The organism is Collinsella sp. wc0583, from assembly GCF_046116915.1.
In the GTDB taxonomy this organism is placed as follows: domain Bacteria; phylum Actinomycetota; class Coriobacteriia; order Coriobacteriales; family Coriobacteriaceae; genus Collinsella.
Window position 1 is genome coordinate 1 of sequence record NZ_JBJXBN010000006.1, and the last position, 13,103, is coordinate 13,103.

Consider the following 13,103-nt stretch of genomic DNA (forward strand, 5'->3'; position numbering starts at 1 on the left):
AGGCCCCGCCGACCGATTGCAAGCGGTCGGCGGGGCCATTGTGGCTCTTGACAGCGGATTGGGTCATATGAGCGAAAACCCGCCAGAGCGAGCAAGGTGCCTTGAAACAAGGCGGCATTGACCTTCTGGTCATGCCGCCGAAGTTGAAAGGCAGATTGCCGCTCTGGTGGGTTTGCAGCGTCAAGTGGTTACGCGGTTCGTAGAACCGCGTAACTTAAAGAATGAGCATGGCGTCGCCGAAGCTGAAGAAGCGGTAACGTTCTTCGATAGCAGCGGCGTAGGCATCCATGATCTGGTCGCGGGAGGCAAGCGCGCTCACGAGCATCATGAGCGTAGAGCGCGGCACGTGGAAGTTCGTGATCAGTGCGTCAACCACGTGATAGGTCGAGCCGGGCATGAGGTAGAGCTGCGTCGTGGCGTTCTCGCGCACCACGATGTCACCGCGGCCGAGCGTGTCGGCCCCGTCCTCGCGGCCTTCAAAATAGCGCGCCGTCACGGCCGGATCGGACACCGGGGCATCCACGTCAAACGCGCTCTCGAGCGAGCGCACTGCGGTGGTGCCGACGGCGATCACGCGATGCCCCTCGGCCTTCGCCTTATGCACGGCATCGACAACCTCCTGAGACACGTGGTAGCGCTCGGTGTGCATCACGTGCTGCGTAGGGTCGTCCTCCTCCACCAAGCGGAAGGTATCGATGCCCACCTCGAGCTCGACGGCGGCAAACTTCGCGCCCTTGGCCTCGATAGCGGCCATGAGCTCGGGAGTAAAGTGCAGACCCGCCGTGGGAGCGGCAGCCGAGTGCTCCTCCTTCATGGCGTAGACGGTCTGGTATTTCTCGGGATCGCCCTCGTAATCGGTAATGTAGGGCGGCAGCGGCACGTGGCCGGCAGCGTGGATGGCCTCGTCGAGTGTGCGTGGGTCGCCGGCTGCGTTGCAGCCCGCCGGCTCAAAACGCACCAGGCGGCCGCCGCGGCTATCGGTGACAAAGTCGACAACCTCGGCCGTCAGTACCACAGGAGCCCCCTCGGGCGCATGGGCGCCACCTGCGCGATACTCAATCTGAGCACCGGGCTTCAGACGCTTACCCGGCTTGACCAGGCACTCCCAAACATGGCCCAGCGGATCCACGTCCTCGCGGCGCTTGAGCAGCAGCGTCTCGACCACGCCACCCGAGCCGGCTTTGCGACCGATCAGGCGGGCCGGCATCACGCGCGTCTTGTTGATGACGAGCACATCGCCCGGCTCGATATAGTCGATGATATCGCGGAAGATACGGTGCTCAACGGTACCGCCGTGCTCCAGCGGCGTTCCCGCCTGGGAGCCCTTGCGATCCACCACCAGCAGACGGCAGGAGTCACGCGGCTCGGCAGGCGCCTGGGCGATCAGTTCCTCAGGAAGGTTGTAGTCAAAATCATCGGTACGCATAGACACGTCGGATTCTCCTTATATAGCTAAAGTCCGCTCTACATCCTAGCAGGCTGACGTCCCAAATGAACTACTTTTTGGCGGCTTTGCGCTCGTCGCGGATGCGGGCTCGATCCATGGCCGCCTCGACGGCCGAGAACCGGCAGCCGCAGTAATTCTGTCGATACATGCCAAGCTCGCGCGAACGACGCGTGGCCTCGGGGTAATACGGGCGAAAATCGCGAATGACCGGGGTGAGCCCATGTGCCGCCGCCAAGCGCTCAAGCACGTCATTGCAGGTTTTGAACAACTGATACGGCGAGACGGCGAGCGTCGTGCCCACAAACTCAAACCCACGCTCCTGAGCCACACGGCATGCCTCGGCCAGACGCAAGGCATAGCACGCGCGACAGCGACGGGGTCGATCGGCGCCCAGCGGGGCCACGCCGACCTCCCAGCGCTCACGGTCCTCCCCCGCCTCGATGAGCTCGATGTCGCCATCGGCACACCACCGGCGCAGCTCGTCCAAACGCCGCTGCCATTCATCACGCGGTTGAATATTGGGGTTTGTCCAGCAGATTGTGGGCTCAAACCCTTCCTCGCGCAGCAGGCGAACCGGCTCCAGCGAGCACGGCGCGCAGCAAGCATGCAGCAGCAACGGCTTCATGGACATCTCCTCTCCCACAATGATTTTTTAATCCCCGTCCCAGAAAAATCATCCCAAAAGACTACCTTGCGAAAAAGCGGACGCCAAAGGACGTGTCCTCGCAGGCGACAATGCGGCGGTCGCGCAGGATGGTCCGCACGTAATACCAGTCGCCCACACAGCCCGACAAATGCAAGCCGGCCGCCAGGTAGCACATCAGCGGATAGCCCGAAAACGCAAACCCCAGGGCAAACGCCGCCGTCACAACAACCGTCGGCGCCAGGCAAACTGCCACGTACCGCCGGCGCGAATAGACCACGCCCTCGGCGCAGGCATAGATCATCGCCGTCTCGCGATTCGCCCCAAAGGTCACCTTCGCGCCCGCAGGCGCCAGAAGCTTAAATAACACACCGTGCACCAGCTCGTGCACGGCAAATGACGCCGCCGAAACCGCAGCCAAGCCGACTATCCAGCCCAAAACCGCCGTCCAGCCGCCCGCGTCCGCCACATCCAAGTCTGCGGGCCCGCCCAGCAGCATAAACACCGGCACCAGGCACACGGCAAACACCACAAGCACGGCCATCCCCCACACAAAGCAGGCGTGCAGAAATTCCTCGTCCTCAAACGCATGTATGTTGGAAATCTCATTCATAGCATCTTAGGATAGCGCCCCTGCCACGTACCCGTCCGCATGTGCGATAATGTCGAACGATATGCACGAATTGACCACCGCGTCGTCAGGCCTTGCGCCCGGCCGCGCCATCACCATATGCGAAGGAGTCCCATGGCATCCAAATACTCCATGAACGACCGTCCCAGCTGGCCTCGCCGCGCCATCGTTACCGCCGGCGAGCCCTACGGCAACAAGGGCCTTCACTTTGGCCACGTTGGTGGCGTCTTTGTCCCGGCCGACTTCTTCGCCCGCTTCCTGCGCGACCGTCTGGGCCGCGAAAATGTCATCTTCACCTCGGGCACCGACTGCTATGGCTCGCCCATCATGGAGAGCTACCGCAAGCTCAAGGAGAACGAAGGCTACGACAAGTCCATCGGCGAGTACGTCGAGTCCAATCACTCCCGCCAGGCCGCGACCCTCAACAACTACGACATCAGCTGCGATATCTACGGCGGCTCGGGCCTTGAGCCGGCTGCGCAGATTCACAACGAAGTGACCGCCGAGATTATCGAGCGCCTGCACGAGCAGGGCACCATCTCCAAGCGCTCCACGCTGCAGTTCTACGACGCCAAGGCCGGCACGTTCCTCAACGGCCGTCAGGTGATCGGCCGCTGCCCCATTCAGGGCTGCAAGTCCGAGAAGGCGTACGCGGACGAGTGCGACCTGGGTCACCAGTTTGAGCCCGAGGAGCTCATCGCGCCCAAGAGCCAGCTCACCGGCGAGGTGCCCGAGCTGCGCCCGGTCGACAACCTCTACTTCGACCTGCCGGCCTACCTCGACTTTATGAAGACCTACACCGCCAAGCTCGCCCAGAACCCGCAGGTTCGCTCCGTGGTCTCCAAGACCATGGAAGAGTGGCTGCTGCCGGCTCAGCTCTACATTCAGAACAAGTTCCGCGAGGCCTTCGACGCCGTCGAGGACCAGCTCCCCGAGCACACCGTGCTGGAACCCGAGGGCAACAAGAGCAGCTTTACCGTCACCTTCCCCAGCTGGAAGGAGCGCGACGACGCCCACGCGGTGCTCGCCAACGGCGGTGTGCGCTTCCGCAGCGGCAAGGCGCTCGTGCCCTTCCGCATCACCGGTAACATCGACTGGGGCGTTCCGGTGCCCGAGGTCGACGGCGTGAACGACGTCACCTGCTGGTGCTGGCCCGAGAGCCTGTGGGCGCCCATCAGCTATACGCGCACCGTGCTCGCACGCGATGCCAAGGCCGCCGGCGTAACTGAGGGTGTCGCCGCCCAGGACGCCGCCCTCATGGGCGAGGCCGACGCCGATTCCACGCAGGTCCCCGCGCCCACCTATCAGCACAGCTCACTCGACTGGCGCGACTGGTGGTGCTCGGACGACGCGCAGATCTACCAGTTCATCGGTCAGGACAACATCTACTTCTACTGCATCGCGCAGACCGCCATGTGGGAGGCCCTGGGCTGGGACCTTACGCAGAGCACCGTCAGCGCTTGCTACCACCTGCTCTACATGGGCAAAAAGGCCAGCTCGTCCTCGCAGACGCCTCCCCCGCCGGCAGACGACCTGCTCAACCACTACACCTGCGAGCAGATGCGCGCGCATTGGCTGTCGCTCGGCCTGTCCGAGAAGCCGGTGAGCTTTAGCCCCAAGGCATATGACACGCGTGTGACCGGCAAGGACAAGGACGGCAACGAGGTGCGCGCCTGCGACGACAAGCGCGTCATCGATCCGGCCCTTAAGGAGAGCGCCCTTTTGACCGGCGTGTTCAACCGCCTGGCCCGCAGCTGCTTCTACGGCGTCGCCGTCAAGGAGGGCGACGAGAGCCCGTACCGCAACGGCTGCATTCCGGCCGGCGCAGCCTCTGCCGCCGTGGTCGAGGCTGCCGAGCAGGCCGCCCTTGCCTTTGAACAGGCCATGTACAAGTTCGAGACGCACCGCGCGCTCGCCGTGTGCGACGACTACCTGCGCGCCGCCAACAAGCGTTGGAGCGATGCCTCCAAGGCCGCCAACAAGCTCGAGGGCGAGCCGGCCAACGCCGCCATGAAGCAGGCCCTGGTCGATGCCTTTACCGAGCTGCGCGTAGCGACCGTTCTGATGCACGGCATCGTCCCGGCCGGCTGCGAGCTCATCTGCGAGTACTTCGACGTCGACCCGGTCGCCTTCTTTAGCTGGGACAACATCTTTGCCTCCACGGACGAGTTTGTGGAGAGCCTGGGTGAGAAGCCCGGCGAGCACCGCGTGAAGCCGCTGCCCCCGCGCTTCGACTTCTTTAGCAAGCACGAGAGCCAGTACTAGGCAACCGCAACGCGCCCGGGAATGATTATTCTGGGACGGGGATTAAAAAATCATTCCCGGGCGCCACAGTACAGTCTTTTTGGGACGGGGATCATTAAATGATTTTTTAATCCCCGTCCCAGAATAATCATTTAGGTGGAAGGAAAGACGGATGTCCAAGCCGCGTCGTCGTAACCAGAAAAAGCAGGTTAAGCCCGAGCTCAAGCTTAGGCAGTTTGCCGCCACCGAGCTTTCCGACCAGCTTGCCGCCCAACACTCCGCCGCCGACCTGCCGCGCTTTATGGTCGACACGGTTGCTGGCGCCTATACGCCTGCCGATGCCGAGCTCGTGATCGAAGGCTTTGGCGCCGCGGCCACACGCCCGGTCACGCTGCGCGCCAACACGCTCAAGGCGACCGCCGAGGACATCGCTGCGGCGCTCGATGCCGCCGGCATCGCCCACAACCCCGTTGCCTGGTACCCAGAAGCCTTTATCCTGCCCGAGGCCCAGGTTTCCGATCTGTGGGATCTCGACATCTACCGCGACGGCAAGATCTACTTGCAAAGTCTGTCGTCCATGATGCCTCCTTTGGTGCTGGGCGCGCAGGCCGGCGAGGATATCTTGGACATGTGCGCGGCCCCCGGCGGCAAGACGACGCAGATCGCCGCCCTCACCCAGGGCCAGGCGCACCTCACCGCCTGCGAGATGAGCATTCCCCGCGCCGAAAAGCTCGAGGCCAACTTGGGCCGCCAGGGCGCCAAAAACGTGCCCGTCATGCGTATTGACGCGCGCGAGCTTGACGAGTTCTTCCGCTTTGACCGTATCCTGCTCGACGCCCCCTGTACCGGTACGGGCACCGTCATCAGCGGCAACGAGAAAAGTCTGCGCGGCCTCACCGAGCAGCTGCTCGTCAAGTGCGCCCGCTCGCAGCGAGCACTTCTGGACCGCGCCATGGGGGCCCTCAAACCGGGCGGCACGCTGGTCTATTCGACCTGTTCGATCTTGCCGCAGGAAAACGAGGACGCCCTGCAAGAGGCCCTCGACAAGCATATGGACTGCGAGCTCATCCCCCTCGACGGCACGCCAAGCGAAAGCGAAGCGCGTCGCACACAGGATACCGGCGACAAGCCGCATATCGAGTGCAACGCCCTTACCGAAGCCATTGCCGCGGGTCACGTCTCGGCCATTGCCAACGGCATGCCAGGCACGCTGACCATTCCGCCCAGTCGCGACTTTGAGGGCTTCTATATCGCCCTGGTCCGAAAACGCAGCTAGCGCACGGATTCAAAACTCAACAAGCTATCGCCGTGCGCGGCTGTCCTGCTGGTCCTTATGCCGCGCAAGCGCTTCACGCTCCTTGCGCTCGGCCTTTTTGCCCTTAATGGCCGTGACCGCAAAGTAGATGACCGCGGCGGCAGCGATTGCGCCCACGCATAGGCCAATCGAGCCTAACATTGCCGAAAATTCCATACCGCGTCACCTCTCTTTTGCATACGGGACATTCAAGATAGCACCTCGATTCCCGCCACCACAGCTCCTTCACGTTCGCCGGTCCTTCAGTCTAACGGATGGCGCGGCGGGGAAAAATCAACTCGTCAAACGATTTAGCACTCGCAACGCCGGTCGTACACTGCCGACCGCAGAACATAGAAACGGACCGCCATGGATTCTCTCAACGATTTAAACGAGCGCGTCGACGCCTTTGTCGGCACCAGCTCCTTCGATACGCCTGCCGCGACGAACGACCAAGCCCCCATCGATGTTCCCGCCGAGGTTCACGAGGACATCGTCGCCTCGGTCGACTTCTCCGAGGTAGAGCTTGCAGACGAATTTACCGAGCCCCAGGTGGCCGTAACTCCCAACGGCCTTTTGCCCATGGAGCCGCTGCCCATCGACGGGCGCCTGCGCAAGGCGGCCCTCCGCATGCCCGATGAGATCGAGGAGGCCAGCGGCTTTACGCTCTTTGGCCGCCGCATCAAATCGCTCATCTACACCACCGACGTGGCGGTCATCCGCAACTCCAATGCCGACGCTGTGTTTGCCGTCTACCCCTTCACGCCGCAGCCCGCCATTACGCAGGCGCTGCTGACTGTTGCCGAGTGCCCGGTCTTTGTGGGCGTTGGCGGCGGCACCACCACCGGTAAGCGTTCCGTGCAGATGGCGGCCGTATCCGAGATGCAGGGCGCGGCGGGCTGCGTGGTCAACTCCCCCGCTACCGCCGAGATGGTCGAGCACATCACCAACATCGCCGATATCCCCGTCATCGCCACGGTCGTTCGCTGCGACGACGATGCGCATGCCAAGGTGCGCGCCGGAGCCAAGATCCTCAACATCGCGGCCGGCAAGAACACGCCGCAGGTCCTGCGTGAACTGCGCGAGCACTATCCCAACCTGCCGCTCATCGCACCGGGCGGCAAAACGCCCGAGAGCATCCGTGAGACCATCGCCGCCGGCGCCAACGCCATCATCTGGACGCCGCCATCGGCCCAGCAACTGCAGACCGACATGATGCAGCGCTATCGCAAGATGAAGGAAGACGCCACACCTGTCATCTCGCACGACGATGTGCCCATTATCGACCAGGTCGCCGCCGCCGAGGTTAGCCAGGTCGAGAACATGAATCCCGATGTGCCGATCCCCGACGAAGTCATCGAACGCGTCGCTTCGATCCACGATCATATCGAGGAACGTCGCGCCAACCGCGGACTCAAGCCCTCGCTGCACGGCTTCTTCTTCCGCGGAAAGAAACGCTAGTCGCAACAGCAAGGCCCGCCCCGCAAACAACGGGACGGGCCTTTTTCTGTTATCGAATGTCAGGAGAACTGGCGTAGCCGTTAAAACCGTCAGCCAGCCCACAAACGTTAGTCCACGCGCTTGTCACCCATAAAGAAGACGGCCACCGTGCCGGGGCCGGTATGCGAGCCAATCAGAGCACCGATGCTATTGATCTCAATCTTGCCTTTGAGCTGCGGAACCTGTTCCTCTATCAGTGCTGCAACGGCCTCGGCGTCCTCGCGGCACGCCGAGTGCGACATGATGCACTTGCCCGAATAGTTCGCGCCGTCCTGCACATGCGCCATCACGGTCTTGGCCATCTCGGAGATCGCGCGCTTCTTGGTGCGAATCTTCTCGCGTGGCGCCAGCTCACCTTCGCAATCGACCGTCATAAGCGGGCAAATCTTGAGCGCCGTGCCGATGATCGCGCTCGCGGCCGAAATGCGACCGCCGCGCAGGTAGCTCGACAAATCGGTCGAGAAGAACCAGTGGTGCAGGTTGAGTTTATGCTCCTCAATCCAAGCGGCCGTCTCGTCGAGCGAAGCGCCGCTATCGCGAACGTCGGCGGCACATTCCGCCAGCAGGCCAAAGCCCGAAGACGCCGCCAGCGAGTCGATGACGCGTACCTTGCCGCCCTGGGGATAGCGATCCGCAAGCATCTGCGCCGCAACGCAGGCCGATCCATACGTGCCCGAAATACCCGACGACAACGCCAGGTGCAGCACGTCTTTACCCTCGGCAACAAACGGCTCCCAAAACTCCTCGTACTCACCCACGCTCACCTGAGACGTCTTGGGCATGGCGCCCGCGGCAATCTGGGCAAAAAACTCGTCCGGCGCAATCGACTGATACAGATCGTCCGTATAGACAACATCGTCGATCTCGTAATGAAAACACACGACAGAAATATTGCGCGACGCAAAGAACTCACGGGTTCGATCGGCGGCGGATTCACAGGTCAGGACAAAATCACTCATATGAGGCTCCTTACTCATTGCTGCGTAAATTATTGCACAGCAAGCGTGAATACGGTACAAATGTCCACTATTTACCAAATTGAACCAAAGATAGTGAACATCTTTACCGTCATCATCTCTATCGATCCCGGAGGCATGCGTCTGCAAAAACGACCCTGCGTCTCCACTCAACCGCCATATCTACCTCAACTAAATCGATTTACCAAACCGTTCGGCCAACAATTCGACCTCCCATCCCCATTCGAAACAAAAGCGGCGCATACTGATAAACGTTTGACGCTGTTTGTCAGTTTTACCAACCACATCGGAAGGTGCTTCATGGTCGCATTCGATCGCAATCCGCAAGACTTCAAGTATCTGCGCCTGCTGTCGAGACAGTTCCCCACCGAGCAATCCGCATTCACCGAGATCATCAACCTCTCGGCCATCCTCAACCTGCCCAAGGGCACCGAGCATTTTATGAGCGATGTGCATGGCGAGTACGAAGCCTTTATGCACATCCTCAACAACTGCTCGGGCGTCGTGCGCGAGCATGTCGACGAGATCTTTGGCGACACGCTCTCCTTTGACGAAAAGGGCGAGCTGTGCACGCTCATCTACTATCCGCGCGAGAAGATCGATCTTGTCCGCAGCCGGCGCGAGGACTCGCCCACCTGGTATAAGACCATGCTCGACCAACTCATTGTGGTTGCCCGCTCGCTTTCGAGCCGTTATACCCGCTCCAAGGTGCGCAAAGCCATCCCGCGCGATTACGCCTACATCATCGACGAGTTGCTGCACACGCATCCGGACGAGAACAACTACCGTGTGCGTTATCACGAGCGCATTATCGAATCCATCTTGGAGACCGCCAGCGCCGACGACTTTATCGAGTCGCTCGCCTCGCTCATCAAGCGCCTCGCCGTCGACCACCTGCATTTGGTGGGCGACATCTTCGACCGCGGCGGCGGCGCGGCCAAGATTATGGACCGCCTGCTCACCTATCATTCGCTCGACATTCAGTGGGGCAACCACGACCTGCTGTGGATGGGCGCCGCTGCCGGCGAGCCCGCCTGCATCGCCACGGTGCTGCGCAACAACCTGCGCTACGACAACTACGAGATTCTCGAGAACGACTATGGTATCTCGCTGCGCGAGCTTGTCGCCTTCGCCGACGCCACCTATACCGCCGGCGAGTCCGTCAGCCCGCTGATCAAAGCCATTAACGTCCTGCTTTTTAAGCTCGAGGGCCAGATTATCCAGCGCCACCCCGAGTTCGATATGGCCGACCGCCTGCTGCTCGACAAGATCGATCACGATGCTGGCACAGTCACGCTTGCCGACGGCAGCGTGCGGCCGCTCACGACCAACGACTTCCCCACCGTCGATCCGGCAGACCCCTACACGCTCACGCCCGAGGAGCAGCACATCATCGACAAGCTCGTATCCGAGTTTGTCACCGCCGAACACCTGCATCGCCACATCGATTTCCTCTATACCCACGGCTCCATGTATAAGGTCGCCAACGGCAACCTGCTGTTCCACGGCTGCGTGCCGCTCAACGAAGACGGCACCTTTAGCAGCATGAACTGCCTGGGCACCTGGCACGCCGGCCGCGATTATTTTGATTTCTGCGACCATATCGCGCGCCGCGCCTGGCGCGTCGGCGACCGCGATGCCCTCGACTGGATGTGGTACCTGTGGATCGGCTTTAACTCACCCGCCAGCGGACGCGTGGTGCGCACCTTCGAGCGCGCCTACATCGCCGACAAGAGCACGTGGGTCGAGCCAATGGACCCGTACTATACGCTCACCACCTCCTCGTCCGTTTGCGACGATATCATGCGCGAGTTTGGCGTCGCACCCATGGCCTGCTCGCCGACGGGCCACATCATCAACGGCCACACCCCGGTCAAAACCACCAAGGGCGAGCAGCCCATCCGCGCCAACGGTAAGTTGCTGGTCATCGATGGCGGTTTCTGTCGCGCCTACCATCCCAAAACAGGCATCGCCGGCTACACGCTCATCTCGAGCTCGCGCGGATGCCGCCTCAAGTCGCACCAGGCCTTTACAACGGTTGCCGAAGCGCTCACCCGCAACATCGACATCGAAAGCGAGACCAACCGCTTTGACGAGGCCGACCGGCGCCGCATGGTGAGCGACACCGATACCGGCGTCAAGATTCGCAGCCAGATCCAGGACCTGCGCCAACTGCTCGATGCATATAGAAACGGTGCTATAGAGGAGCGCGCCTAGCCCCGCCTGCGCGGATTGGCTAAACTTGCTGAGTTTGTCATCCCCACGGCGCCCCGGCGCCACCCTAAGGCAGGTACCATGCAAAAGCTCCTTGCGCAGATCATGAAGTTTGGCGTCGTCGGCGTCATTGCCACCGTCATCGACTTTGGCATCATGAATCTGCTCCACTACGGCCTGGGCCTCAATATCCTGATCGCCAACACCAGTGGCTTTATCGTCTCGCTCATCTTTAACTACGTCGCGAGCATGAAGTACGTATTTGCACACAAGGAGGGCATGAGCCGCCGCCGCGAGTTCATCATCTTTGTCGTGTTGTCCGTTATTGGCTTGGCACTCAACGACGGTATCGTGCTGGCGCTCAACGCCGGCCTGGGGCTCGAGGCCAATATCGCCAAGATTTGCGCCACCGCGCTTGTTATGGTCTACAACTTTGTGACCCGAAAGATCTTCCTGGAGGGCGACGAGACCAAGTAGCCCGGCCTCCTCGTTGCACTACGGGGCCCACGGACGACGCGCGTCGAGCGCTGCGTTGTTCGTGGGCCTTGCTCGTTTACGGCAAGATTTGCAACGTTTGCGGATTGCCTCTTGAATATTTGGCGAGTTCGTATAGTTCTTGCCAAAGACCTTACGTTTCCCATGCAAAAGCTCTAAAGTATCTCGTTGCTCGATTCGTCAACGCATTGGATGTGATTACGTGCGCAAGGCACTGGCACAACCTCATACCAAGCAATTCCTCAAGTTCGCTGTCGTGGGTCTTATCTCCTTTGGCATCGACTGGGGTATGCTCATTGCGCTCGTCGAGCTGTTCCACCTCGACTTTTTGATGAGCACCACGATCTCGTTTACCACGTCCGTCGTGGTCAACTACTGGCTCAGCATGAAGTACGTGTTCGACCACCGTGAGGGCATGAGCCGCAAGCGCGAGTTCACGATCTTCACCATCCTGTCCGTGATCGGTTTGGGCCTCAACGACCTGTACATGTTTGTGGGCGTCACGTTTTTGAGCATCGGCTACCAGGCCATGAAGGCAATCGCAACGTTCTTGGTCACCTGGTACAACTACTTTAGCCGTCGCTTATTCCTCGAGGGCGCACAGTCGTAGTTTGTTCGACATTTGCTTGAAGGTATAACCGGTTGGAACTCTCGTTCCAACCGGTTTTTTTGTTTGCCGAGTCTGCCGAGGAAGGCGTACGAGACGAGAAACTGCGTCCCGTTCGCATAAAGACGGGCGGCTCGGATGTTTGTCCGAACCGCCCGTTTAGCGTGTTATGTCGAGGCATTTAGCCCGTTACGTAATACCAGACGACACTGTCACCGTTGTGTAGGACGTAGTTGCTGCACGCTGTGTTGGGCGCCACGCCGTTGACGGAGTACATCCAGCCACTCGTGCCGCCGTGCTCCTTCTCGGCCAAACCGCCAATGGCGGCGACATACGTGCCGTACGACGAGCCATGCGCATTCACGGAAAGGCCCAGGGCGCACAGGGCATCGTAGGCAGTTGCGCCCTCGTTAAAGGTGAAGGTGCCACCAGAAGACACGGGATTGCCCACAGCGCTCGATGTGACCGCAACCGTCACCGTGACGTAACCAGGCTGCTGCGAGCCGCCCTGATTGCCCGCAGAGGCGTTGCAACCGTTGGATGCAGACCCACCGCCAGACACCGAGCCGCCGCCCGAAGAAGAGCCGTCAGAAGAACTCGATCCACCGGCGGATTCAGAGCCCTGTCCAGCAGACGCGTTGTTGGACGTCTTGCCGTCCTTGCTTTCGGACTTCTTCTCCTTCGAATCCTTTTTTGAGTCCTTCGACCCGTCCTTCGCATTGTCCGAAGATTTGGAGTCCTTGGGCGCAGCCTTGCCCGAAGCGGTAATCGAGCCGGAAACCGACGCATCCTTGGCAACGACGCTCTCCCCTGTCACAGCCTGAGCGATCCAATCGATGGACCATGCACCGCTGGAAGAAGGTTGGACAAAACCCAGCGACACAACGATCAAGACGATGCAGACGGCCGTCAGAGCGCCAAGCAGCGTCCTGCGCCGAGGGGCGGACGCCGCCGAGGCGGCGCCCTTTTTCTTTGCATCGTCGAGTTGAATGAACGACGAGTCGGGCTGCTTGGAGTCGGCGTCCTGAGGTTTATTGGACACAGTCCTCAC

At 61.0% G+C, this 13,103-nt stretch carries 12 protein-coding genes; 6 read left to right on the forward strand and 6 right to left on the reverse strand.

Annotated features, from left to right (window positions below; translation table 11 throughout):
• Positions 1-214 precede the first annotated feature (214 nt).
• From queA to ACKUUJ_RS06290, 3 genes are all read right to left on the reverse strand, one after another.
• Positions 215-1,426 carry a tRNA preQ1(34) S-adenosylmethionine ribosyltransferase-isomerase QueA gene (gene queA, locus ACKUUJ_RS06280; protein WP_409065136.1) on the reverse strand — a complete coding sequence of 404 codons (1,212 nt, stop codon included), beginning with the start codon at positions 1,424-1,426 and terminating at the stop codon, positions 215-217.
• 70 nt (positions 1,427-1,496) lie between these two features.
• Complete coding sequence (locus ACKUUJ_RS06285) at positions 1,497-2,072, reverse strand: epoxyqueuosine reductase QueH (protein ID WP_409065031.1); 576 nt, start codon at positions 2,070-2,072, stop codon at positions 1,497-1,499.
• Between the two features lie 61 nt (positions 2,073-2,133).
• On the reverse strand, positions 2,134-2,703 hold the full coding sequence (locus ACKUUJ_RS06290; protein WP_409065032.1) for a DUF3267 domain-containing protein: 570 nt from the start codon (positions 2,701-2,703) through the stop codon (positions 2,134-2,136).
• A 132-nt stretch (positions 2,704-2,835) separates the two neighbouring features.
• Here ACKUUJ_RS06290 and ACKUUJ_RS06295 point away from each other — a divergent pair, with 132 nt between their 5' ends.
• Both ACKUUJ_RS06295 and ACKUUJ_RS06300 read left to right on the forward strand, forming a co-directional pair.
• Entirely contained in the window at positions 2,836-4,986 is a 2,151-nt protein-coding gene (locus ACKUUJ_RS06295) for a class I tRNA ligase family protein (RefSeq protein WP_409065033.1), read from the forward strand.
• A gap of 151 nt (positions 4,987-5,137) precedes the next feature.
• Positions 5,138-6,241, forward strand: a complete 1,104-nt coding sequence (locus ACKUUJ_RS06300; RefSeq protein WP_409065034.1) for an RsmB/NOP family class I SAM-dependent RNA methyltransferase — start codon at positions 5,138-5,140, stop codon at positions 6,239-6,241.
• A gap of 24 nt (positions 6,242-6,265) precedes the next feature.
• Here ACKUUJ_RS06300 and ACKUUJ_RS06305 read toward each other — a convergent pair whose 3' ends face one another.
• On the reverse strand, positions 6,266-6,436 hold the full coding sequence (locus tag ACKUUJ_RS06305; RefSeq protein ID WP_409065035.1) for a hypothetical protein: 171 nt from the start codon (positions 6,434-6,436) through the stop codon (positions 6,266-6,268).
• A 192-nt stretch (positions 6,437-6,628) separates the two neighbouring features.
• Here ACKUUJ_RS06305 and ACKUUJ_RS06310 point away from each other — a divergent pair, with 192 nt between their 5' ends.
• The gene (locus ACKUUJ_RS06310) at positions 6,629-7,720 is read left to right on the forward strand and encodes a hypothetical protein (RefSeq protein WP_409065036.1); all 1,092 of its coding nucleotides are present in this window, start codon (positions 6,629-6,631) and stop codon (positions 7,718-7,720) included.
• Between the two features lie 107 nt (positions 7,721-7,827).
• Here ACKUUJ_RS06310 and ACKUUJ_RS06315 read toward each other — a convergent pair whose 3' ends face one another.
• Positions 7,828-8,718, reverse strand: coding sequence for a DegV family protein (locus ACKUUJ_RS06315; protein ID WP_409065037.1), 891 nt, complete (start codon positions 8,716-8,718; stop codon positions 7,828-7,830).
• A 318-nt stretch (positions 8,719-9,036) separates the two neighbouring features.
• On the opposite strand from ACKUUJ_RS06315, the gene ACKUUJ_RS06320 reads away from it, so the two are divergent.
• The 3 genes from ACKUUJ_RS06320 to ACKUUJ_RS06330 all read left to right on the forward strand — a co-directional run bounded on the left by ACKUUJ_RS06320 (position 9,037) and on the right by ACKUUJ_RS06330 (position 12,055).
• Positions 9,037-10,953: a fructose-1,6-bisphosphatase gene (locus ACKUUJ_RS06320; RefSeq protein WP_409065038.1), complete on the forward strand. Its 1,917-nt coding sequence runs from the start codon at positions 9,037-9,039 to the stop codon at positions 10,951-10,953.
• Positions 10,954-11,031: 78 nt separating this feature from the next.
• A complete protein-coding gene (locus ACKUUJ_RS06325) occupies positions 11,032-11,427 on the forward strand; it encodes a GtrA family protein (RefSeq protein ID WP_195535654.1) in 396 nt (131 codons plus the stop codon).
• 220 nt (positions 11,428-11,647) lie between these two features.
• Positions 11,648-12,055, forward strand: a complete 408-nt coding sequence (locus tag ACKUUJ_RS06330; protein WP_409065039.1) for a GtrA family protein — start codon at positions 11,648-11,650, stop codon at positions 12,053-12,055.
• 178 nt (positions 12,056-12,233) lie between these two features.
• On the opposite strand, the gene ACKUUJ_RS06335 is transcribed toward ACKUUJ_RS06330, so the two are convergent.
• Positions 12,234-13,094 (reverse strand): DUF4430 domain-containing protein, encoded by an 861-nt coding sequence (locus ACKUUJ_RS06335; RefSeq protein ID WP_409065040.1) that lies wholly within the window; start codon positions 13,092-13,094, stop codon positions 12,234-12,236.
• Positions 13,095-13,103: the final 9 nt, after the last annotated feature.

Bases quoted from the DNA above. Each gene is read 5' to 3' on its own strand.
- ACKUUJ_RS06310 (WP_409065036.1), top strand. From the start codon at position 6,629: ATGGATTCTCTCAACGATTTAAACGAGCGCGTCGACGCCTTTGTCGGC.
- ACKUUJ_RS06285 (WP_409065031.1), bottom strand. From the start codon at position 2,072: ATGAAGCCGTTGCTGCTGCATGCTTGCTGCGCGCCGTGCTCGCTGGAG.
- ACKUUJ_RS06300 (WP_409065034.1), top strand. From the start codon at position 5,138: ATGTCCAAGCCGCGTCGTCGTAACCAGAAAAAGCAGGTTAAGCCCGAG.
- ACKUUJ_RS06305 (WP_409065035.1), bottom strand. From the start codon at position 6,436: ATGGAATTTTCGGCAATGTTAGGCTCGATTGGCCTATGCGTGGGCGCA.
- ACKUUJ_RS06320 (WP_409065038.1), top strand. From the start codon at position 9,037: ATGGTCGCATTCGATCGCAATCCGCAAGACTTCAAGTATCTGCGCCTG.
- ACKUUJ_RS06325 (WP_195535654.1), top strand. From the start codon at position 11,032: ATGCAAAAGCTCCTTGCGCAGATCATGAAGTTTGGCGTCGTCGGCGTC.
- ACKUUJ_RS06295 (WP_409065033.1), top strand. From the start codon at position 2,836: ATGGCATCCAAATACTCCATGAACGACCGTCCCAGCTGGCCTCGCCGC.
- queA (WP_409065136.1), bottom strand. From the start codon at position 1,426: ATGCGTACCGATGATTTTGACTACAACCTTCCTGAGGAACTGATCGCC.
- ACKUUJ_RS06290 (WP_409065032.1), bottom strand. From the start codon at position 2,703: ATGAATGAGATTTCCAACATACATGCGTTTGAGGACGAGGAATTTCTG.
- ACKUUJ_RS06315 (WP_409065037.1), bottom strand. From the start codon at position 8,718: ATGAGTGATTTTGTCCTGACCTGTGAATCCGCCGCCGATCGAACCCGT.